Origin of the sequence: Rhizobium sp. NLR8a (assembly GCF_019685235.1) — a bacterium.
In the GTDB taxonomy this organism is placed as follows: Bacteria; Pseudomonadota; Alphaproteobacteria; order Rhizobiales; family Rhizobiaceae; genus Rhizobium.
Genome location: NZ_JABDWI010000004.1, coordinates 165,466 through 187,074, shown reverse-complemented (window position 1 = coordinate 187,074; position 21,609 = coordinate 165,466). Strand labels below are relative to the sequence as shown.

Genomic DNA, 21,609 nt, shown 5'->3' with positions numbered 1-21,609 from the left:
CCGCTCCATTAGCTAGCGGAACCGCTAGACGCTGGGCACCAATCGCAGGTGGTTTGGAGCGCGCCCGAAGAGCGCGCCCTCCGCCGATACACACACTTACATCTTCGGCAGCAGAACCTTGTCGACGACGTGGATGACGCCGTTCGACTGCTTGACATCGGCGATGGTCACATGGGCGACAGTGCCGTTTTCGTCGGTCAACGTGATCTTGCCCATATCCTCCCTGGCTTTGATCACGCAGCCGCCGACCGTCGTGATGTCGTGTTCGCCGCCGTCATCCTTGATCATCTTGGCGACGGTCCTCGCCATCGCGTCGGCCGCCACCACGTGGCAGGTCAGAACCTTTGTGAGCGTCGCCTTGTTCTCCGGCTTCAGCAAAGTATCGACGGTGCCCTTGGGCAAGGCGGCGAAAGCCTCGTTGGTCGGCGCAAAAACGGTGAAGGGCCCTTTGCTCTCGAGCGTGCCGACGAGACCGGCAGCCTTGACGGCGGCGACCAGCGTCGTGTGATCCTTGGAGTTTACGGCATTTTCGACGATGTTTTTGGTTTCGAACATCGCAGCGCCGCCGACCTTGGGGTTCTTCGCATAAGCGGCGAAGGCCACGGCTGAAATGGCAGCCGCGAAGGTGAGGCCGCGCAACAAATTCTTGGTCATGATTTTCTCCTCTGGCCGGGCACTGTCCGCCGGCTTTATGCCTGAGCGTCGTCCCGACATTTCGAACTACGAAAGGCAGCGCCGAAGAGTTTCAGGCAGGAGAGATGATTTTCGTTCTAGCCAGCGTTATGGCCGGTGCACCGTGCCGCTCGCGATGACCGGACCGGTCGCCTGCCCCGTCGGCGAACCGCCGAAAGGTTCGAGGCTGACGGCAAGGTTTGCGCCGTCGGCAAGATTCTTGCGCAGTTCGGCGGGAATGACGAGCTCGCCGCTTTCGCCCGGCTGGAAGACGCCGAGCGATTTCGGCACGCCACTGCCCGGCACCAGCCAGAGTTCCAGCGACTTCTCCTCCGGCTTGCCGGCTGCGACCGGCACGATCTTCAGCCGACCGCTCTGGATCTCGTAGGAGGCGCGGAGATTGATGGCGTTGTTTTGGCCCGAAAGTTCGGCGACCAGCGGTGCCGGCCCCTGCGGCTGGGGTACGAGGCCGGAGGCGAAGATGACGGCGCTGACGGCAACGACGATGCAGGCGAAGGCCAGTGAGCGCCAGAAGACCGCCGAATTCCACAGTCCCTGCGAAAAGGATCCGGGCTTTCCGGCATCGCCGAACAACCGAGACTCGATCTGCTTGAAGGTTTCCCGGCTCGGCGCGACGCCGTCATATTCGTCGTTGAAGGCGGAAAGGTTGGTTTCCCAGCGGCTGACGATGGCGGCAAAGGGCCGATCGTGGCGCATGCGTTCTTCCACCACCCGGCGATCCTGCAGCGATAGGACGCCAAGCACATATTCGCCGGCGAGAACCTCGTCGCGGGAGCGGTCTCCCTTGCTTTTGTCGGGCGATGTCATCGTTCCATGCACTCTCTCAGTTTCAAGAGGCTGCGCCTGAGCCAGGTCCGCATCGTGTTCAGCGGAACGCCGAACTGATCCGCCAGTTCCTGATAGCTCAGCCCTTCGACATAAGCCCGTTTCACCGCGACCGCACGATCAGCTTCCAACTCTTCCATGCAGGTGTCAATCCGCCTTCCTTCATCCTTCGTCACCGTCTGCCTTTCCGGGTCGGGTGCGGCATCGGCAAGATCGTAGGCGCTGTCGATTTCGTCGGCGACGGGCTTGCGCGCCCGCAGCGCATCGATCGACCGGTTGCGGGCAATCGCCGAGAGCCATGCCGAGGACGAACCCGCGGCTGCCTGGAAGCCTCGGGCCCTCTGCCAGATGCTGATATAGACTTCCTGCAGGGCCTCCTCGGCTTCCATGCGATCCTTCAAGATGCGCAGGCAGATCGCAAAAAGTTTCGGTCCGGTCTGGTTGTAGAGAGCCGTAAAGGCCGTGCGGTCGCCAAGCGCGACGCGGCCGATCAGGTCTGCAATCTCATCGCCTTGCATGCAGTTCCTCATATCATGCTCACGTATGCCGGACGGTCAGGGCCACCGGCTCCGCGCCAGATACGAAAAACTATTGCCCTCTGGATTATTCCCTCTGTCAGAAACTTGCGATAAAAGGCCCGCGATCAACTCCTGCGGGGTCCCCATGAACGAGTCCGAAAGCGAAATCCAGGCACGTCTTCTCGCCCAGGCGCTGCCTTTCATGCAGCGTTATGAAAACAAGACGATCGTGGTGAAGTACGGCGGCCATGCGATGGGCAATCCCGAGCTCGGCAAGGCCTTTGCCAGCGATATCGCGCTTTTGAAGCAGTCGGGCGTCAACCCGATCGTCGTTCACGGCGGCGGCCCGCAGATCGGCGCCATGCTGACCAAGATGGGCATCGAATCGAAATTCGAAGGCGGGCTTCGCGTTACCGACCAGAAGACGGTCGAGATCGTCGAGATGGTGCTCGCTGGCTCGATCAACAAGGAGATCGTCGCGCTGATCAACCAGACCGGCGAATGGGCGATCGGCCTTTGCGGCAAGGACGGCAACATGGTCTTCGCCGAAAAGGCGCGCAAGACCATTAAAGATCCGGATTCCAACATCGAGCGGGTGCTTGATCTCGGCTTCGTCGGCGAAGTGGTCGAGGTTGACCGCACGCTGCTCGATCTGCTCGCCCGCTCCGAGATGATCCCGGTCATCGCGCCCGTGGCGCCGGGGCGCGACGGAGCCACCTACAATATCAACGCCGACACTTTCGCCGGCGCCATAGCCGGCGCGCTCAACGCCACCCGTCTGCTGTTCCTGACCGACGTGCCCGGCGTGCTCGACAAGAAAGGTCAGCTGATCAAGGAGCTTTCCGTCGCCGAAGCGCATGCGCTGATCGCCGACGGCACGATCTCAGGCGGCATGATCCCGAAGGTCGAGACCTGCATCGATGCGATCAGGGCCGGCGTCCAGGGCGTCGTCATCCTGAACGGCAAGACCGCCCATTCCGTCCTGCTCGAGATTTTCACCGAGCACGGCATCGGAACGCTGATCGTTCCCTGATCAAGGCTGCGCCCCTCAGCGGAACGAAGGGCGCATCTTTTACACGCCGCGCACGGGCGCAGCGGCTGCCCAGCTCGTCCCTCCTCCCCGCGCTCGTTTATCCGGTGACCCGACGGCATAGGATTTGCCGGAGCAAGGTAGCGTAGCTTCTGCATCGGCTGCGTCGGAGATGAAGCGCCAAAGCCCAAGAGAGCCTCACCCCGGCCCCCGAAGGGGCCTCGAAGGGCGAGGCGGGTGCTCGGACGATTGATGAATGCAAGGAGCGGCGTTGGCGCGTGTCCTTCGAGGCTCCGGCCTTCGGCCTGCGCACCTCAGCAGAGGGAGGTTGGTGGGTGCCGCGTCCATGAAGAGATTGCCCGATGCCGCGGCTATGAGATGTATGCGGCGCCGGAATAGAGGTGTTGGAAGATGCCGTGGTTGTCGATCTTCGCGCGGATCCATCGCCCCTAAATGACGATATCCCGTTCGAGAGGTCGCAAATCGTATAATGAAGCCTTGGCAAGATTTCGAATCGTGCTTTAGGTTGCGGCCCGAAATATAAACGGGTCGAGCAAGAGATGCGCCTTACAGACTGCTATAATTTCCACGATTTCCGGCGCATGGCCAAACAGCGTCTTCCCGGGCCGATCTTCGACTATATCGATGGTGCCGCCGATGACGAGGTGACCTATCGGCGCAATAGCGCGGCTTTCGAAAATTGTGATCTGGTGCCCGACGTTCTCAGAGGCGTGGCCGAGGTCGACATGTCGGTGACGGTCATGGGGCAGAAGCTCGCCATGCCGGTCTATTGCTCGCCGACGGCGTTGCAGCGGCTGTTTCACCACCAGGGGGAACGGGCGGTCGCGGCGGCAGCGGCAAAACACGGCACGATGTTCGGCGTCTCCTCACTCGGCACGATCAGCCTGGAGGAGGCCAGGCAGATCAGCGACGGGCCACAGGTCTATCAGTTCTATTTCCACAAGGACCGCGGGCTGAACCACGAAATGATGGCGCGGGCGAAAAATGCCGGTGTGCAGGCGATGATGCTGACGGTCGACAGCATCACCGGCGGGAACCGCGAGCGCGACAAGCGCACCGGTTTTGCCATTCCCTTCAAGCTCAATCTCGCCGGCATGATGCAGTTTGCCATCAAGCCGTCCTGGGCGATCGACTGGATGACGCATGAGGCGTTCCGGCTGCCGCAGCTCGAAAACCACGTCAAGATGGACGGCGGCGCGCTGTCGATCAGCCGCTACTTCACCGAAATGCTCGACCCCTCCATGTCATGGAACGACGTGGCTGACATGGTGCAGGCCTGGGGCGGGCAATTCTGCCTGAAGGGCATCATGTCGGTTGAGGACGCCAAGCGCGCGGTCGAGATCGGCTGCACCGGCATCGTGCTTTCCAATCATGGCGGACGCCAGCTCGACGGCTCGCGCAGCGCCTTCGACCAGCTCGCCGAGATCGTCGATGCCGTCGGCGACCGCATCGACGTGATGATGGATGGCGGCGTGCAGCGGGGAACGCATGTTCTGAAGGCCCTGTCGCTCGGCGCGAAGGCCGTCGGCCTCGGCCGCTACTATCTCTTCCCCCTCGCCGCTGCCGGACAGCCCGGCGTCGAACGCGCGCTGGAGACGATGCGCACCGAGATCGAGCGCGACATGAAGCTGATGGGCTGCACCTCGGTCGACCAGCTGACGCGGCGCAATCTGCGCTTCCGCTCTTGAGCGCAAACGCGATGTCGCTGCGGGCCGCAACCTTTCGTGCGGATGCGGCCCTCGAGCGTATTGGCTTCAGAGCTGGCTATAAATCGCCGCCGCCGCCTGCTTCAGCTTTTCCATCATCGACCGGTAGGGTCCCGGCCCATAGCTGATGCGGCCGACGCCGAGCTTTGCCAGGGTTTTCACTTCGGGGGCGCCTGCCCGCATCATGATGTTGACCGGCAGCGACGATGCCGCGCAGATCTTTTCGATCAAGGCGGGCTCGATCAGGCCGGGCACGAAGAAGCCGTTGCCGCCCGCTGCCGCATAGGCCCTGCCCCGCTCGATCGCCTCGTCCACCAGGCCGGCATGTTTGGAGAGATCGCTCTCGGCCAGAAAAAGGTCGGTGCGGGCGTTGATGAAGAAGGCGATGTCTCTGCCGTCGGCCATGGCGCGAATGGCGCGGATGCGGGCCGCCTGGCTCTCGACAGGATAAAGTCCGTCGCCCGAGACCACACGGTCCTCGAAATTGATGCCGATGGCGCCGACCTCCATCAGCTCGGCGACATTGGCGGCCGCCCTGTCAGGATCTGCGGAATAAGCGCCTTCGAAATCGACCGAAAGCGGCAGGTCGACGGCATCGGTGATGGATTTGGCCGTCTCCACAAGCACCGACATCGGCAGTTTCTCGCCGTCGGCAAAGCCGTGGGCGGCGGCGACCGACCAGCTTCCCGTCGCAAGCGCCTTGGCGCCGGCATCGGCAATGGCCTTTGCCGTGCCGGCGTCCCAGATATTGTAGAGCACGATCGGATCGCCCTTCCGGTGAAGCGCGGCGAATGCCTTGGCCTTTTCAGTCTGGTTCATGCTGTCTCCTCCATCCTTGCTTGCGTACTGATCTTCTCTTCGTGCCGCAGCAGCCATTGCTTGCGCCAGAGCCCGCCGCCGTAACCGGTCAAAGAACCATCGGCGCCGAGGATACGGTGACAGGGCACGATGATGGCAAGCTGGTTGGCGCCATTGGCGCGGCCGACTGCACGCACGACCTCCGGCCTCTCCATCTCCCTGGCGAGATCGCCATAGGCGCGCGTCTGCCCGAGGGGGATCTCCATCAGGCTTGCCCAGACATGCTTTTCGAAGGGCGTGCCGCCAAGCGCCAGAGGCGTCCTGAAGACGGTCAGCCGACCTTCGAAATAATCGCGGATCTCCGCCTCGATCTGATCGATCACCAGGGTGCGGCCGATCGCGACGGAGGAGCGGACGCGCTTCTGCAGCACTGCCAGTTCGCTCGGCAGCGCCTTGCGATCGTGAAATTCGAGAAGATGCAAGTGTGTCTTGTCGGCGACCGCGATCATCGGTCCGAGCGGCGTATCGAACCAATCGGCAAAGAGCAGCTCGCGATTCTGCGAGAGCTCCGGCGCCTTGCCGACGAGCCGCTGGAACGCCGACCGGAAACCGCTCGACGATTCGTACCCGGCGTCGATCTGGGCATCGATGACACGCGCCCCATCCGCCAGCTGCCGGGCCGCTTCTCCGAGCCTGATATAGCGGACGATGTCATGGAAGGTCATGCCGAGCGCCCGCTTGAAGGCGCGCCGCACGGTCGAGGGATCAAGGCCCCGGCGCACGAGCTCATCCTCACACCAGCGAACCTCCGGCTCGTCGTCGAGCGCGGCAAGCAGCAGATCGACGACCGGTTCCCTGCCGGGCTGTTCCAGCGGCCTGCAGCGCCGGCAGGGGCGGAAGCCGGAATGCATGCAGGCGGCAATCGTCTCGAGGAAGAACGTGTTTTCCCGCTTCGGCTTGCGCGCCGGGCAGGTTAGGCGGCAGAAGATGCCCGTCGTCTTCACGCAGACATAGGCTTGGCCCTCATAATCGGCGCTGCGCGCAATCAGGGCATCATAGAGCGTATCGTCGTCGGGGCGTTGGAAAAGCATGTGCGCTTTCTAACATCCAACGCCGGCCGCGTCCGCCGAAAATCGGGCGTCTATTTTTTCTTGTCGATTTCCTTGGGCGAGCAGCCGTGCGATAAGGGCGGCCATGACCAAGATCGACCGTACGCCTGAAAAAGCCGATTTCGAACACGTGACAGACTGGGTGTTCGACCTCGACAACACCCTCTATCCCCATCACATCAATCTTTTCGCGCAGATCGACAAGAACATGACCGCCTATGTCGCGGCGCTGTTACAGATGGAACGGGAAGAAGCGCGCAAGCTGCAGAAGCAGTATTATCTCGACCACGGCACGACGTTGCAGGGCCTGATGATCCATCACGGCATCGACCCGAACGACTTCCTCGAAAAGGCCCATGAGATCGACTATTCGGCGCTGATGCCACAGCCCGAACTCGGAGAAGCGATCAAGGCGCTGCCGGGGCGCAAATTCATCTTCACCAATGGCAGCGTCAAACATGCCGAAATGACCGCCGGAGCGCTCGGCATTCTCGAGCATTTCGACGATATCTTCGACATCGTCGCCGCCGATTACGTGCCGAAGCCGGCGCAGGCGACCTACGACAAGTTTGCGGCGCTAAAGCGCGTCGAAACGAACAAGGCGGCGATGTTCGAGGATCTGCCGCGCAATCTGACCGTGCCGAAGGCGCTTGGCATGCAGACCGTGCTGCTGGTGCCGCGCAATCTGGAAGAGACCGTCGTCGAATGGTGGGAAAAGACCAGCGGCGACGAGGATCACATCGATTTCGTCACCGACGACCTCGTTGCATTTCTCGGCAAGGTGACCAGATCCGGCGGCTGACCGCCAGGTTACGAAAGTTTCACCCAACTTACCGATGTTTAACTGGGTCTTTGAGGCCCGCTGCCGTAGCGTCTTTCGTGAGGGGACACCTTACGAAAGGGAAATACGATGTACCGCAACAAGCCGATACTGGCAGCGCTCTCCTCCGTCCTTATCTTCGGCGTCGCAGCCGGGGCAAGCTTTGCCGCACCGGGCGACGGACCGCGCCCGCATCATGCCGGCATGGACCGACCGGGCCGCGACGCCTTCCTTGAAATCACCTATGTCCGCATGCTCAAGGAGTTCGACGCGAACAAGGACGGAAAGGTCTCCAAGGAGGAGGCGAGCAGCGGCCTCGACAAGATCTTCGCTGCGATCGACACCAACAATGACGGGTCGCTGACGCCCGGCGAAATCCGCCAGTACCGCCAGACGCAGCTGCAGGCGATGAGAGATCAGCACAAGCAGGACGCCGGCGACGAGAAGGACGCGAACGCCGCGCCCGACATGCCGGACAGCGAATCCGGGCGGCCGCCGCGCGACGGCCATGATGGTCATCGCTGGATGCGCCACGGCGGCAACATCATGCACGCCTCGATGATGATGCATCGGATCGACACCGACGAAAACGGCCAGATTTCCAAACAGGAGGCGGTCGCCGCCTTCGACAAGCTGTTTACGCGGATGGACCGCGACAAGGACGGCGTCATCTCGATCGACGACATGCCGGATCGGCCGCTGCTGTAAGGGCGGACGAACCATTGCCCTTGCTCTTTCCCCGTTGCGACGGGGAAAGAGACGTGTCTTACGAGTGTTCGTAGAAATCCTGGACGATCTTCCATGCGGCGTCGGCGGTGTCGACGAAGCTGATCAGCTTGACATCGTCGGGTGCGATCGTGCCGAATTCGGCCAAGGCCTCGAAATTGATGATGCGGCGCCAGAAGGCCTCGCCGAAAAGGATCAGCGGCAGACGTTCCATGCGGCCGGTCTGGATCAGCGTCAGGCATTCGAAGAATTCGTCGAGCGTTCCGAAGCCGCCGGGAAAGACCGCGATTGCCTTGGCGCGCACCATGAAATGCATCTTGCGAATGGCGAAATAGTGGAAGTTGAAGCTGAGTTCCGGCGTGACATAGACGTTCGGAGCCTGTTCGTGCGGCAGCACGATGTTGAGACCGATGGAGGGTGCGCCCTCGTCGGCCGCACCGCGATTGCCCGCCTCCATGACGCCGGGGCCGCCGCCGGTGACGATGACATATTCCTGAAAGTCGAAGCCCGCCGAATATTTCGAGCAGAGCCGGGCAAATTTGCGCGCCTCGTCATAATAGATGGAGGCCGCCTCCAGATTGGCGCGCTGGATGTCGTTGCGCGCCGCCCAGGCACTCTGGCCGGGGGCGGGAATACGGGCGCCGCCGAACATGACGACGGTCGAGCGGATGCCGCGTTCGGTCAGCATCATCTCGGTCTTCAAGAGCTCCAGCTGCAGCCGGATCGGCCGCAACTCCTCGCGGCAGAGGAAATCCTCGTCGACATAGGCGAGGCGATAGGCCGGCGACAACGTCTGCGGCGTCTTCGGCACGGCTTCGGCGCGCTGCCTGTCGGTCGAGCTGCTCTTCAACGGGTCCCATACGCCATCCTTGCGCCGCGAACCGCCGTTTCGTCCCTTTGCCATGTCGAAATGCCTTTCAGTATTGCCGGCCGTGAAACCGGATATGTCGCTATAACGCCTTGAAACCAGGTATGATCTTGTTCGAAAAATCATTCCGTTCTACGGGTGCATGCTGTAGAGCAGGACAAACCCACGCCGATCGCATCTCCGGAGACTCCGCCGTCTCCACGATAAAGATCGAAGTTTAAGGAATTCTCATGAGCGCCACCGACCTCGCATCCCTGGAAAAGACCATCGAAGCTGCCTTCGACAATCGCGACAATGTGAACGTGTCGACGAAGGGCGAGGTCCGTGATGCGGTCGAAGCGGCGCTCGATCTGCTCGATTCCGGCAAGGCCCGCGTCGCGACCCGCGGCGCCGACGGCGCCTGGACGGTCAATCAGTGGCTGAAAAAGGCGGTGCTCTTGTCCTTCCGCCTCAACGACATGGAGGTGGTCAAGGGCGGCTCCGGCAACTCCACCTGGTGGGACAAGGTTCCCTCGAAGTTCGAGAATTGGGGCGAAAACCAGTTCCGCGCCGCGGGCTTCCGCGCCGTGCCGAATTGCGTCGTGCGCCGCTCGGCCTATATCGCCCCGAATGCGATCCTGATGCCCTCCTTCGTCAATCTCGGCGCCTATGTCGGCGAAGGCACGATGGTCGACACATGGGCGACGGTCGGCTCCTGCGCGCAGATCGGCAAACACGTGCATCTCTCCGGCGGCGTCGGCATCGGCGGCGTGCTCGAACCGATGCAGGCCGGCCCGACCATCATCGAGGACAATTGCTTCATCGGCGCCCGTTCCGAAGTGGTCGAAGGCTGCATCATCCGCGAAGGCTCGGTGCTCGGCATGGGCGTCTATATCGGCAAGTCGACCAAGATCGTCGATCGCGCCACCGGCGAGGTGATGTACGGCGAGGTGCCGCCCTATTCGGTCGTCGTCGCCGGCTCGATGGCCTCGGCCAATGCGACGATGGCAAACGGCCAGCCGGCGCCACACCTCTACTGCGCCGTCATCGTCAAGCGCGTCGACGAACAGACCCGCTCAAAGACCGGTATCAACGAGCTGCTCAGAGATTGATGACACCGGGGCATTGATCCGGTAAACAGGCGACGTCTTTTTGGGCGAGGCGGCCTCGCCTTGCCATGTCTTTGCCATTCCCGCCGGATAGTTCGACCGCCATGACCGCTACCGATCCCGTCGCCAATCTGCAGACGCTGATTCGCTGCCCCTCCGTCACACCAGCCGAAGGCGGCGCGCTGACGGCGTTGGAAGCGATGCTCGCACCGCTCGGCTTCAACGTCGACAAAGTGAAGGCGAGCGAAGAGGGAACACCCGACATCGAGAACCTCTATGCCCGCCTCGGCGGCGACGGACCGCATCTGATGTTTGCCGGCCATACCGATGTCGTGCCGGTTGGCGATGAAGCTGCCTGGACGCACCCGCCTTTTGCCGCGGAGATATCAAAGGGCGAGCTCTTCGGACGCGGCGCCGTCGACATGAAGGGCGGCATCGCCTGTTTCGTCGCCGCCGTCGCCCGCCATATCGAAAAACACGGGCCGCCGGCCGGCTCGGTCTCTTTCCTGATCACCGGCGACGAAGAAGGCCCGGCGATCAACGGCACGATCAAACTGCTGCAATGGGCGGCGGAGCGCGGCGAACGCTGGGACGCCTGCCTTGTGGGAGAACCGACCAATCCGGACCGGCTCGGCGACATGATCAAGATCGGCCGGCGCGGCTCGCTGTCGGGCAGGATCATCGTACACGGCGTTCAGGGCCATGCCGCCTACCCGCACCTTGCCGACAATCCGGTGCGCGGCATGCTGCAGCTGACGCAGGCGCTGATGGATCCGCCTTTCGACGGCGGCACCGACGATTTCCAGCCGTCGAACCTCGAAGTGACGACGGTCGATGTCGGCAATCCTGCGACGAACGTCATTCCGGCCAAGGCATCGGCAAGCTTCAACATCCGCTTCAACGACAGCTGGACCGTCGAAACGCTGCGCGCCGAAATCCTGCGCCGACTCGAAGCCGCCGCCGGCCATGGCCAGTTGCGTCCGGGCCGCGAGCCGGTCAGATACGATATCGTCTGGGCCGACCGGCCAAGCCATGTCTTCCTGACCCGCAACAACGCCCTGATCGCTTCGCTGTCGTCTGCCGTCGAAAGTGTGGCCGGCCGGTCCCCGGCGCTTTCGACCACCGGCGGCACGTCGGATGCGCGCTTCATCAAGGACTATTGCCCGGTCGTCGAGTTCGGCTTGGTCGGCCAGACGATGCACATGGTCGACGAACGCGTCACTGTTGCCGATCTGGAGACGCTGACGGCGATCTACGAGACTTTCATCGACCGCTGGTTCGCCCATGCCGGGTCTTAGGGAAGTCCAGTATTACCTGGCCGGCCTCTGGCTGCTGATCCGGATGGATCCGCGCGGCTTCCGCTTCCTCGATCTGTCGGAGCGCGGCGTCAACCGATCGTTTTGGGCAATGGCCTGGTGCCTGCCGCCGATGGGCATTTCCTGGCTCTGGTGGCGACAGGCCTTCCTGCGGTCGATGCCGCCGGAGGCCGATGTCGACTTTGCCTTCTACATCAGGCTCGGCCTCGTCGAGGTCGCCAACTGGTTCGTGCCGCTGGTCTTTGCCGGACTGCTGCTGCTTGCCTTCCGCATGGGCGAGCGCTTCGCCCCCGTCGTCGTCAGCGTCAACTGGCTCGGCGTACCGCTCTCCTATATCAACGGTCTGCTGCTGGCTCTGGTGTTCTTCCTGCCCGGCACCGTCGGCCTCGTCTCGCTGCTGCTGCTCGCCTTCATGCTGGCGCAAGTCTTCGCTTTGGCGCGCATTCTCAGAATGATCTGCCACGATCACGCGCTGATGGTCGGGGCGCTGACGCTGGTGCTGCTGGTGCCGTCGATGATCCTTTCGGAATATCTGCAGCACTTCCTCGGCATTTATCCGGCCTGACCAGCCTCGGCGGAGGCTTTACGACAGATCATCGTCGTTTTCATCGGCGGGCCTGCGCCGGTCGGTGATCACCTCGGGATAATCCACCTGCATGAAATAGAGCCCTTCGGGCGGCGCCACCGGGCCGCAGGCCTTGCGGTCGCGCGCCTCCAGCGCTGCCTGCACATCTTCGGGCGTCCATTTGCCTTCGCCGGCGAGCTTCAGCGTGCCGGCGAAGGAACGGATCTGGTTGTGGAGGAAGCTCTGCGCGGTGGCGCGGATTTCAATCAGTTCGCCGCTGCGCGTCACATCAAGCCGGTCGAGCGTGCGCACCGGGCTGTTCGCCTGACAATGGGCGGAGCGGAAGGTGGAGAAGTCATGCCGGCCGACCAGCTTCTGGGCGGCGGCGTGCATGACTTCGTGATCGAGCGCCTTCGGCACCCACCAGGCCTTGCCGGCTTCGAGCGCCAGCGGCGCCCGGCGGCTGACGATGCGATAGAGGTAATGGCGCCGCAGCGCCGAAAAGCGGGCATCGAAAAAATCGGGAACCGCCTCGACGTCGAGAATGGAGACACGCTCGCCGGCAAGCCTCAGATGCGCATTCAACGCGTTCTGCAGCTTGTAAGGCGACCAGGCCTTGGAAAGATCGGCATGGATCACCTGTCCCATGGCATGGACGCCGGAATCGGTGCGGCCGGCGCCGCGGATCGACACGGTCTCGCCGGTCAGCGACAGTACTGCCGCCTCAATCGCCCCCTGCACCGAGGGCCCATTCTCCTGCCGCTGCCAGCCGACATAGGAGCCGCCGTCATATTCGACGGTCATGCGGAAACGCGGCATCAGGAAAGCCTCGTGCCCGCCGCAAGCGGCGTGCCCCTGAGGAAATCGGCCGCGGCGAGCGGCTTGCCGCCTGCTTTTTGCAGCCGTGTCAGCCGCACTGCGCCAGAGGCGCAGGCGACGACCAGATCGTCGGTCAGCAACTGTCCGGCCGTCCCCTGCCCCTCAGCCAGCTCTGAGCCCAGGACCTTCACCCGTTCAGGCCTGCCGCCGATCTCAAGCTCGAACCAGGCGCCCGGAAACGGCGCCAAACCGCGGATATGGTTGTGCACATCCCGCGCCTGCCTGGCGAAGTCGATGCGCGTCTCGGCCTTGTCGATCTTGGCGGCATAAAGCACGCCGTCTTCCGGCTGAGGCGTCAGTGGCAGGTCGTTCATTTCAAGCTTCACCATGGCTTCCGCCATCGCCTTGGCGCCGACCTGCATCAGTCGGTCGTGCAGTTCGCCTGCCGTCATGTTCGGGCCAATCTCGACCTCGCGGGTCAGCGCGACAGCGCCGGTGTCGAGCCCCTTGTCCATCTTCATCACCATCATTCCGGTCTTTGCATCGCCGGCCATGATCGCCCGCTGGATCGGCGCGGCACCCCGCCAGCGCGGCAGCAGCGAGGCATGGCCGTTATAGCAGCCCTCGCGGGTGCCGTTCAAAACCGCCTCCGGCAGCAGCAGCCCGTAGGCGACGACGACGGCGACATCGGCCTTGAACGCGGCAAACTTCTCGCGCTCCTCTGGATCCTTGAAATTGACCGGCGTGAAGACCGGCAGACCGAGCAGTTCGGCCGCCTGATGCACCGGCGATTTCTGCAGATCGAGCCCGCGCCGGCCCCCCGGCCGCGGCGGCTGCGTATAGACGGCGACGATGCTATGGCCGGCATCGACGAGCAGGCGCAGGGTCGGAACCGAGAACTCCGGGGTTCCCATGAAGATGATGCGAAGAGACATTTTATCTCGCCAGTTGAGGATCAGCCGTCTTCAAACGGGTTTACGAGCTTGAGATCAAGCCCCTCGAAATCGCTGGTCCTGCGGGTGGCGAGCAGTGCGCCGTTCCCGACCAATTCTCATTGCGTTATCAGAGCGCCTTGGATTTCGCAGCCTTGGTGAACTTCTTGATCACCATCTCCCGCTTCAGCCGCGAGATATGGTCGATGAAAAGCACGCCGTTCAAGTGGTCGATCTCGTGCTGCAGGCAGGTGGCGAGCAGCCCGTCGGCTTCCACTGTCTGTTCCTTGCCGTTGCGGTCGAGATACTTGACCGAGACGGCAGCCGGCCGCTCGACCTCGGCATAATAATCAGGAATCGACAGGCAGCCTTCCTCATAGACTGAGCGCTCGTCGGACGATTTGACGATCTCCGGATTGATGAAGACCTGCGGCTGCTTTTCCTCGCCCTCGCGGGAGACGTCGATGACCAGCATGCGGCGCGGCACGCCGATCTGGATTGCGGCAAGGCCGATGCCCGGCGCGTCGTACATGGTTTCCAGCATGTCGTCGGCAAGGCGCTGCAGGTCGGCATCCACACGCTCGATCGGCTTGGAGAGCTGACGAAGAACGGGGTCGGGAAGAATGATGAGTGGCTTGATGGTCATGGGCGTTCCCATAACCCATCTTTTCCCGCTATGGAATTATCCGGCGCGCGGGGAAGGCGCTTTTTTGCATCCCCGCCCGGAATTTCGCCATATTCGCCTCACGCCACCCGGCGAGCCGCGACGACGGCAGGGCCTTCCGAGCGGGCGCGGAAGCGGCGCAGCAATTCGATCAATTGGTCCACCTCGTCCTTGAGGCGACCGGTTTCCGCCGACGTGCGCTCAACCATGCCGGAATTCTGCTGGGTGATCTCGCCCATGCTGCGGATTGCCACGCTGACCTCGTTGACGCCGGTCGCCTGATCGCGAGCGGCGGCGGCGATATCGGCGACGAAGCGGTTGATGATGTCGATGCGGCCGATCATGTCGTTCAGCGCTTCGCCAGTGCTGGAGACGATGCCGACACCCTCATTGACCTGGGTCGAGCTCTGCGAGATCAGGTTCTTGATCTCCTTGGCAGCCTCGGCCGTGCGCTGGGCAAGTTGGCGCACTTCCTGGGCGACAACGGCAAAACCCTTGCCGGCATCGCCGGCGCGCGCTGCCTCGACGCCGGCGTTCAGCGCCAGAAGATTGGTCTGGAAGGCGATTTCGTCGATGACGCCGATGATCTTGGAAATCTCCGTCGAGGATTTCTCGATGCCGGCCATCGCCGAAACGGCGCTGGTGACGAGCTCACCCGAATTCTTCGCCTTCTGCTGCGTCTCGCGTACGGCGTCCGAAGCCTTCTCGGCATTGGCGGCCGTCTGGCCGACGCTGACGGAAAGCTGCTGCAGGGCGGCCGAGCTCTCCTCGACGCCCGCCGCCTGCTGGGCAGTGCGCAACGCCAGGTCGTTGGTCGCATTGGAAATGACGTCGGCGCCGTTCATGATATGGCCGGACGTGTCCCGCACCGATGCAAAGGACTGGCGAAGCGCCTTGACGGCACGATTGTAATCCTCGGCCATTTGCCGGAAATCACCTGGCAGGTCGGACGGCAGGGTAGCCTCGAGATCGCCGTTCGACAGCGCCTCCAGGCCGCGGCGCAGCTGCTCGAGCGCAAGCGCCTGGTCGGATTGGGCTTGGGCGCGCTGCTCTTCAAGAGCCTGGCGTTTGGCTTCAAGCGTCTCGAGATAGACCGAGATGGAATAATCCATGTCGAGCATGCCCGCCTTGATGACCGCCGACAGCTTCTCGGCGAGCAGTTTGCCCTGCTGGCGCGCGAAGACCGACGGCCACTGCTTCTCCATGATGCCCTTGACGAGTTCGGACATGACAAGGGCGTAGCCGCCGACATACCAGCGCGGCTCCAGCCCGATGCGGGCATGCGTTCGGCCGACCGCGGTCACGCCGTCCACATAGCTCTCGTCGAAGGCGCCGCCGGCAAGCTTGCTCCAATGATCCTGCTGGTGCTTCTTGGCGTGGGCGACATGGTTCTTATCGGCGAAAAAAGCCGATACGGCGGGGGTCCTGGCGATCTTGGCATAAAACTTATCGAGGGCAGCGCCGATCAGCTCTGATATGACGGGGCTGATATCCCGCATCGACCGGCGCGCCGCCTCGTCCAGTTCGATGAAATCGAGACGCTGTCTGAGGGCACTGTCGGTCTGCTGGGATGTCATGGAAATCTCTGTACTTGGCGCAACGGCGCGGGAGGGAATTCATTGGCACAGATTTTGGCCAATATGGTTGAGCAATGATTAAACTGGCAGCGATTTTCCGCGTCGGCGAGGAAAGCGACAGAGAGGATATTGGGAATTGCCGATTTTGTTCACGTTTTGATCTATATATTGCCCCATCTTCTGTTATGGTTGCGGCATGACCGTTCATCCCGAATCGCTCGCCCTCTCCGTCGCCTCGCTCAGTCCGGCCATGCTGGCGCTTGCCGGCGGCGTTCTCATCGCCTTTGTGCTTCTGGTGATCATCCTTCTCTTGCGCGGCATCAGCCTCCGCCGCGAGCAGGCGGAGGAGGCGAGCCTGCGGGCTGGCGAAAGCGAGGCGCGCATGGCCGAGCTTTTGAAGATCCAGGCGGAGATGCAGGGCCGCATCACGGCCATGGCCGAGGTTTTCGGCGCGCGTCAGAGCGAGCTCAATCAGGCAATCAGCCAACGTCTCGACGGCATGTCGCAGCGCGTCAGCTCGACGATCACCGAGCAGACGAAATCGACGCATGAGAATCTGCAGCGGCTGCAGGAGCGGCTGGCGGTCATCGATGCGGCGCAGAACAATATCCAGACGCTCGCCAAGGACGTCGTCGGACTGCAGGCGATTCTCTCGAACAAGCAGACGCGCGGCGCCTTTGGCCAGTCGCGGATGGAGACGATCGTCGCCGACGGCCTGCCGATGGGCGCCTATGCCTTCCAGCAGACGCTCTCCAACGGCTCGCGGCCGGACTGCACGATCCGCATGCCGAACGGCGCGCCGCCGCTTGTCATCGATGCGAAGTTCCCGCTCGAAGCCTGGAACGCCATCCGTGACGCCGGCAGCCCCGAGGCCGCCAAGATCGCCGGCCAGCAGTTCCGCCGCGATATGGAGATCCATATCCGGGATATTTCGGAGAAATATCTGATTCAGGGGGAAACCCAGGAGACGGCCTTTCTCTTCGTGCCGTCGGAATCGATCTTCGCGGAGATCCACGAGAACTTCGAGCCGCTGGTGCAGAAGGCACACCGAGCGCGCATCGTCATCGTCTCGCCATCACTTCTGATGCTGTCGATCCAGGTCATCCAGGCGGTGCTGAAAGACCAGCGCATGCAGGCGCAGGCGCATCTGATCCAGGGCGAGGTGGCACTGCTGATGGACGATCTCGGCCGCCTCGACGAGCGGGTGCGCAAGCTGCAGGGCCACTTCGCCATGGCGCAGAAAGATATCGACATGGTGGTCACGTCAGCCGACAAGCTCACCAGGCGCGGCGCCAAGATCGAGGCGCTGGAATTCGAGGCAGGCGGTGACGCCAAGCCCGCCCGCGATGGCGAGGCTCCGGCCAAATCGGTGGAAAGCCGTACCGGCCTTCTCAAGCTTCGGGTGGTTGACGAGGAGTGACCGCTTCGGGCAGTGTCTCGCCCCATGGAATAGCAGGGGCATGATGTCATTCGCATGCTCTAAAAGACGGGACAGCCTGATGATCACAGTTTTCGGATCCATCAACATGGATCTCATCGCCACGACCGAGCGACTGCCGAAGCCCGGCGAGACGGTGGCCGGCAACGGTTTTGCCACGGCTGCCGGCGGCAAGGGCGCCAACCAGGCGCTGGCAGCCCGCCGCGCCGGCCGCTATGTGCACATGGTCGGCGCCGTCGGCAAGGATGCTTTTGCCGCCGATGCACTTGCCCTGCTCGATGCGGCGGGAACCGATCTCTCCCTCGTGAAGCATGTCGACGGCCCCACGGGCACGGCGCTGATCCTGGTCGGCGCCGACGGCGAGAACATGATCGCCGTGGTTCCGGGCGCCAACGGCCTGGTCACGCCAGCTGATGCGGAAATCGCGGTCGGCCGCATGAACGAAGGCGACATGCTGATGTTGCAGCTCGAGGTGCCTGTCGCGGCCGTCGAACGCGCGCTCTCGGCCGCGCGCGCCAAGGGCATCACCAGCATCCTCAACCTCGCCCCCTTGATCCCCGATGCACCGCGCCTCGGTCGCCTGGCCGATATCGTCATTGCCAATGAGACCGAGTTCGAGCGGCTTGCCGGACAGGACGGCATGGACGCACAAGCGCGCGAGGCAGCGCTTGTCCGCCTGCATCAGGAAACCGGCCAGACCCTGATCGTGACGCTCGGCGGCGATGGCGTCATCGCCATCCGGGATGGGGTCATTTCACGGGCGCAAGGGCTGGCGATCGATCCTGTCGATACGGTCGGGGCAGGCGACACCTTCTGCGGCTATCTCGCCGCCAGTCTCGACGAGGGCCTCGACTTTCGGACGGCGCTGCACCGGGCGGCAGTCGCCGGTTCACTCGCATGTCTCAAATCAGGAGCGCAACCGTCGATTCCTGTGAGTGAGGAAGTCGCAGACAGAATATAGGCTAGCCTGCCTGCGAAACTCGCCAGATCTCCTTCAATTTTAAGGGAGATTTCTGCGGCTTTCATCATACAAACCGCTAAAGTTTCACTCAAATTTAAGAGGTCTCCGGCGATCTTCCCAGTGATCGCCGGGTCTTCGCGCTTGCGGATCCGCGGCTGATGCGGCTGCTCCATGACGGAGCCATGCCTTCGCTCCTGCGCCGGAGAATGCACGTTCGGCGTATCCTTGCCCGAGGACCCCATGTTCATTTTTCGCATGAAATCGCTTGCGGCGAAGCTCATCGTCATCACCGGCGTCGCTATCGCGCTTGTTCTCATCGTTTCGAATCTCTTCCTCATCGGCCAGACCCGGGACCGCGTCCAGACGCTGACGATGGACCAAGCCAATCTCGAGGCGAAAGCGATCGCCAACGAAATCGCCGCCAATGTCGGCGAACTCGCCAGTGCCGCACGCAGCATGACAGGCGTGATCGGTCGAGCCCACGAAGGCAAGTCGCTCGACCGCAGGGGCATGATCAACGTGCTGAAAGCTAATCTCGAACAGAACGCCTTTGCCTTCGGCAGCTGGTTCTGCGAGCAGCTCGGCGCGCTCGACGGCAAGACCACCGAGATCGCCAACAATAATGACGAAGGCACGAACAAGAACGGCGCCTTCACGCCCTATTGGTCGAAGACCAAGGACGGTGGAATCCAGTACTCCACCTTCGACAATGATTATACCGCCGAATGGTGGAAGCTTGCTGCCGACAGTGGCAAGGGCGCGATCACGACCCCCTACCTCGCCCAGGGAACAGATGTGCCGACGCTGCTGACGTCCATTGCCTATCCCGTCATATCGGGCGGCAAGATGATCGGTGTCGGCGGTGTCGACATCTCGCTGAAGTCGCTGACCGACAAGCTGCAGGCGCTGCATCCCTTCGGCTCGGGCCGGGTGACGCTGCTGTCCCAGGCCGGCAACTGGATCGTCGCACCGATCCCCGACCTGATGACGAAGCAATATGACGGCGAAGGCGCCGACGTCGTCAAGGCGGCGCTGTCGAACAAGCAGCCCGGCCTCGTCCGCAACCTCACCTATGACGGCTTCGATCCCTTCGACCGCGTCGTCTATCCGTTCGAGGTCCCCGGCGTCAATGCCACCTGGCTCGTGCTTGTCGACGTCCCGCACGCCGCGATCAACGCGCCGGTACAAGACCAGACTTACATGATGATCGCCACCGGCCTGATCGTGCTCGGCGCGGTGATGCTCGCGCTCTATTTCGCCGTCCGCTCACTCGTGCAGCGGCCGCTCGGCAGCCTTGTCGCCAGCGTCAAAACCCTCAGCGACGGCGAATATGCCGTGCCGGTCACGGGGCAGGATCGTACCGACGAAGTCGGTTCGGTCGCCAAGGCGCTCGAAGGCTTCCGCTTCAAGCTCGCCGACTCCAGGCGACTCGAAGACGAAGCCGCCAGAGAGCGGGGGGCCGCGGAGGCCGAGCGCGGCCGTTCTGAATCGGAACGCCAGGAATCGCTATCGCTGCAGCGCCAGATCGTCTCGATCGTCGGCGCCGGTCTTTCGGAGCTGTCGCGGGGCAATCTCGGTCACCGCATCACCGACGAATTTCCCGGCGAATACGGCAAGCTGAAACAGGATTTCAATGCCGCGCTAGCAAGCCTCGAAGAGACCATCGTTACAATGAACCTCAGTGTCGTCAATATCGGCGCCGGCACCGGGGAGATCAGCAACAGCGCTTCCGACCTCGCCAAACGCACCGAGCAACAGGCGGCAAGCCTGGAAGAGACGGCGGCAGCGCTGAATGAGCTCACCGCCCAGGTCGATTCGAGTGCCGAGAATGCACGCACGGCTGCCGACAACGTCAACCTCGCCTGCCAGGATGCCGAAAAATCCGGCGAAGTGGTGCAGAAAGCCATCGCCTCCATGCAAGGGATCGAGCAGTCTTCGACGGAGGTTTCGCGGATCATCGGCGTCATCGACGAAATCGCCTTCCAGACCAACCTGCTGGCACTGAACGCCGGCGTCGAAGCGGCGCGCGCCGGCGAAGCCGGCAAGGGTTTTGCTGTCGTCGCCCAGGAAGTGCGTGAACTCGCGCAGCGTTCGGCCAATGCCGCCAAGGAGATCAAGACGCTGATCAACACCTCGGCCGTCCAGGTCAAGGAAGGCGTCGATCTCGTCGGGCGCGCCGGCGGTGCGCTGCACAAAATCGCCGAGCAAGTGATGGGGATCAACAGCCTGATCCGGGAGATTTCGGCGTCGGCCAGCGAACAGGCGGTCGGGCTGAAGGAAATCAACCAGGCCATGAACCAGATGGATCAGGTAACGCAGCAGAATGCGGCGATGGTGGAGGAAGCGACTGCCGCCAGCGTGGCGCTCAACGACGAAGCGCAGACACTGAAGGCGCTCGCTACGCGCTTCAGCGTCTCCGGCTCCGCCAATGCGACTGCACTCGCCTCCGTGGCAAGGCAGATGCGTGCGCCGGCTGCAGCCCCCTCGCATTTCGCGGCCGCTCCCGCCGTTCGCCACGCCCCGGCGACCCGCCGCACCACACCTCAATCGCATGGCTCGGCTGCCCTGGCTGGGGATAACTGGGAAGAGTTCTGACCGTTCAGCCCTCCATAAACAAAAAGGCGCCTGCGAAATCAGGCGCCTTTTTCGTTTGGGTATCTATGCAGCTCAGGCAGCGTTCGACGTCTGCTCCTCGTTGAGGAAGGCATAGATCGCCGAGGCGGAATCGGTGGCGCGCAGCTTTGCAACCAGGTCTTGATCGCGCAGGACGCGGGCGATGCGCGACAGGGCTTTGAGATGATCGGCGCCGGCGCCCTCCGGCGCAAGCAGCAGGAAGACGAGGTCGACGGGCTGGTCGTCCAGCGCTTCGAAATCAACAGGCTGCTCCAGCCGGGCGAAGATGCCAACGATGGAATGAATGTTCACCAGCTTGCCGTGGGGAATGGCGATACCGTTGCCGACGCCGGTCGAACCCAGGCGTTCGCGCTGCAGGATGACGTCGAAGATCTCCCGTTCGGAGAGCCCGGTGATCCTCGCGGCTCTTGCCGCCAATTCCTGAAGCAACTGTTTCTTGGAATTTACTCTGAGGGCGGGAATGATCGCATCCTGATGGAGCAAATCTGCCAATGCCATTTC

At 62.7% G+C, this 21,609-nt stretch carries 21 protein-coding genes and 1 pseudogene; 10 read left to right on the top strand and 12 right to left on the bottom strand.

The window, feature by feature from the left end; all coding sequences use genetic code 11:
- Window positions 1–96: 96 nt before the first annotated feature.
- The 3 genes from HJC04_RS09150 to HJC04_RS09140 all read right to left on the bottom strand — a co-directional run bounded on the left by HJC04_RS09150 (window position 97) and on the right by HJC04_RS09140 (window position 2,036).
- Entirely contained in the window at window positions 97–654 is a 558-nt protein-coding gene (locus HJC04_RS09150) for a fasciclin domain-containing protein (RefSeq protein WP_221145835.1), read from the bottom strand.
- A gap of 126 nt (window positions 655–780) precedes the next feature.
- Window positions 781–1,500 (bottom strand): anti-sigma factor domain-containing protein, encoded by a 720-nt coding sequence (locus HJC04_RS09145; RefSeq protein ID WP_210629407.1) that lies wholly within the window; start codon window positions 1,498–1,500, stop codon window positions 781–783.
- On the bottom strand, window positions 1,497–2,036 hold the full coding sequence (locus HJC04_RS09140) for a sigma-70 family RNA polymerase sigma factor (protein ID WP_210629408.1): 540 nt from the start codon (window positions 2,034–2,036) through the stop codon (window positions 1,497–1,499). Before HJC04_RS09140 ends, HJC04_RS09145 begins: the two co-directional genes overlap by 4 nt.
- A gap of 145 nt (window positions 2,037–2,181) precedes the next feature.
- On the opposite strand from HJC04_RS09140, the gene argB reads away from it, so the two are divergent.
- On the top strand, window positions 2,182–3,069 hold the full coding sequence (gene argB / locus HJC04_RS09135; RefSeq protein WP_210629409.1) for an acetylglutamate kinase: 888 nt from the start codon (window positions 2,182–2,184) through the stop codon (window positions 3,067–3,069).
- Between the two features lie 557 nt (window positions 3,070–3,626).
- On the top strand, window positions 3,627–4,775 hold the full coding sequence (locus tag HJC04_RS09130) for an alpha-hydroxy acid oxidase (RefSeq protein ID WP_221145833.1): 1,149 nt from the start codon (window positions 3,627–3,629) through the stop codon (window positions 4,773–4,775).
- Window positions 4,776–4,841: 66 nt separating this feature from the next.
- On the opposite strand, the gene HJC04_RS09125 is transcribed toward HJC04_RS09130, so the two are convergent.
- Together HJC04_RS09125 and HJC04_RS09120 are read right to left on the bottom strand one after the other, a co-directional pair.
- Window positions 4,842–5,612 carry an isocitrate lyase/phosphoenolpyruvate mutase family protein gene (locus HJC04_RS09125; protein ID WP_221145831.1) on the bottom strand — a complete coding sequence of 257 codons (771 nt, stop codon included), beginning with the start codon at window positions 5,610–5,612 and terminating at the stop codon, window positions 4,842–4,844.
- Window positions 5,609–6,682, bottom strand: coding sequence for a bifunctional transcriptional activator/DNA repair enzyme AdaA (locus HJC04_RS09120; RefSeq protein WP_221145829.1), 1,074 nt, complete (start codon window positions 6,680–6,682; stop codon window positions 5,609–5,611). Before HJC04_RS09120 ends, HJC04_RS09125 begins: the two co-directional genes overlap by 4 nt.
- A gap of 103 nt (window positions 6,683–6,785) precedes the next feature.
- On the opposite strand from HJC04_RS09120, the gene HJC04_RS09115 reads away from it, so the two are divergent.
- Window positions 6,786–7,502 (top strand): pyrimidine 5'-nucleotidase, encoded by a 717-nt coding sequence (locus tag HJC04_RS09115; protein WP_210629415.1) that lies wholly within the window; start codon window positions 6,786–6,788, stop codon window positions 7,500–7,502.
- Window positions 7,503–7,610: 108 nt separating this feature from the next.
- On the top strand, window positions 7,611–8,228 hold the full coding sequence (locus tag HJC04_RS09110; protein WP_210629416.1) for an EF-hand domain-containing protein: 618 nt from the start codon (window positions 7,611–7,613) through the stop codon (window positions 8,226–8,228).
- 58 nt (window positions 8,229–8,286) lie between these two features.
- Here the strand turns inward: HJC04_RS09110 and HJC04_RS09105 are convergent, their stop codons facing one another.
- A complete protein-coding gene (locus tag HJC04_RS09105) occupies window positions 8,287–9,150 on the bottom strand; it encodes an LOG family protein (RefSeq protein ID WP_210629417.1) in 864 nt (287 codons plus the stop codon).
- 194 nt (window positions 9,151–9,344) lie between these two features.
- Here HJC04_RS09105 and dapD point away from each other — a divergent pair, with 194 nt between their 5' ends.
- The 3 genes from dapD to HJC04_RS09090 all read left to right on the top strand — a co-directional run bounded on the left by dapD (window position 9,345) and on the right by HJC04_RS09090 (window position 12,083).
- Complete coding sequence (dapD, locus tag HJC04_RS09100; RefSeq protein ID WP_085776755.1) at window positions 9,345–10,205, top strand: 2,3,4,5-tetrahydropyridine-2,6-dicarboxylate N-succinyltransferase; 861 nt, start codon at window positions 9,345–9,347, stop codon at window positions 10,203–10,205.
- A 101-nt stretch (window positions 10,206–10,306) separates the two neighbouring features.
- Window positions 10,307–11,500 (top strand): succinyl-diaminopimelate desuccinylase, encoded by a 1,194-nt coding sequence (gene dapE / locus HJC04_RS09095; RefSeq protein WP_210631702.1) that lies wholly within the window; start codon window positions 10,307–10,309, stop codon window positions 11,498–11,500.
- Window positions 11,487–12,083, top strand: coding sequence for a hypothetical protein (locus HJC04_RS09090; protein WP_210629418.1), 597 nt, complete (start codon window positions 11,487–11,489; stop codon window positions 12,081–12,083). Before dapE ends, HJC04_RS09090 begins: the two co-directional genes overlap by 14 nt.
- An 18-nt stretch (window positions 12,084–12,101) precedes the next feature.
- On the opposite strand, the gene truA is transcribed toward HJC04_RS09090, so the two are convergent.
- From truA to HJC04_RS09065, 5 genes and pseudogenes are all read right to left on the bottom strand, one after another.
- Window positions 12,102–12,902 (bottom strand): tRNA pseudouridine(38-40) synthase TruA, encoded by an 801-nt coding sequence (truA, locus tag HJC04_RS09085; protein ID WP_210629419.1) that lies wholly within the window; start codon window positions 12,900–12,902, stop codon window positions 12,102–12,104.
- Window positions 12,902–13,837, bottom strand: a complete 936-nt coding sequence (fmt, locus tag HJC04_RS09080; RefSeq protein ID WP_221145826.1) for a methionyl-tRNA formyltransferase — start codon at window positions 13,835–13,837, stop codon at window positions 12,902–12,904. Before fmt ends, truA begins: the two co-directional genes overlap by 1 nt.
- A gap of 20 nt (window positions 13,838–13,857) precedes the next feature.
- Window positions 13,858–13,947, bottom strand: a pseudogene (locus tag HJC04_RS09075) (type II toxin-antitoxin system VapC family toxin); the annotation flags it as partial.
- Between the two features lie 17 nt (window positions 13,948–13,964).
- Window positions 13,965–14,480: a peptide deformylase gene (gene def, locus HJC04_RS09070; RefSeq protein WP_088390317.1), complete on the bottom strand. Its 516-nt coding sequence runs from the start codon at window positions 14,478–14,480 to the stop codon at window positions 13,965–13,967.
- 98 nt (window positions 14,481–14,578) lie between these two features.
- The gene (locus HJC04_RS09065; RefSeq protein WP_221145824.1) at window positions 14,579–16,075 is read right to left on the bottom strand and encodes a globin-coupled sensor protein; all 1,497 of its coding nucleotides are present in this window, start codon (window positions 16,073–16,075) and stop codon (window positions 14,579–14,581) included.
- Between the two features lie 196 nt (window positions 16,076–16,271).
- On the opposite strand from HJC04_RS09065, the gene HJC04_RS09060 reads away from it, so the two are divergent.
- From HJC04_RS09060 to HJC04_RS09050, 3 genes are all read left to right on the top strand, one after another.
- A complete protein-coding gene (locus HJC04_RS09060; RefSeq protein WP_221145816.1) occupies window positions 16,272–17,495 on the top strand; it encodes a DNA recombination protein RmuC in 1,224 nt (407 codons plus the stop codon).
- Between the two features lie 79 nt (window positions 17,496–17,574).
- A complete protein-coding gene (locus tag HJC04_RS09055; RefSeq protein WP_210629423.1) occupies window positions 17,575–18,474 on the top strand; it encodes a ribokinase in 900 nt (299 codons plus the stop codon).
- A gap of 240 nt (window positions 18,475–18,714) precedes the next feature.
- Window positions 18,715–21,069 carry a methyl-accepting chemotaxis protein gene (locus tag HJC04_RS09050; RefSeq protein WP_221145809.1) on the top strand — a complete coding sequence of 785 codons (2,355 nt, stop codon included), beginning with the start codon at window positions 18,715–18,717 and terminating at the stop codon, window positions 21,067–21,069.
- A gap of 72 nt (window positions 21,070–21,141) precedes the next feature.
- On the opposite strand, the gene ptsN is transcribed toward HJC04_RS09050, so the two are convergent.
- Window positions 21,142–21,606, bottom strand: coding sequence for a PTS IIA-like nitrogen regulatory protein PtsN (gene ptsN, locus HJC04_RS09045; RefSeq protein WP_011423788.1), 465 nt, complete (start codon window positions 21,604–21,606; stop codon window positions 21,142–21,144).
- Window positions 21,607–21,609: the final 3 nt, after the last annotated feature.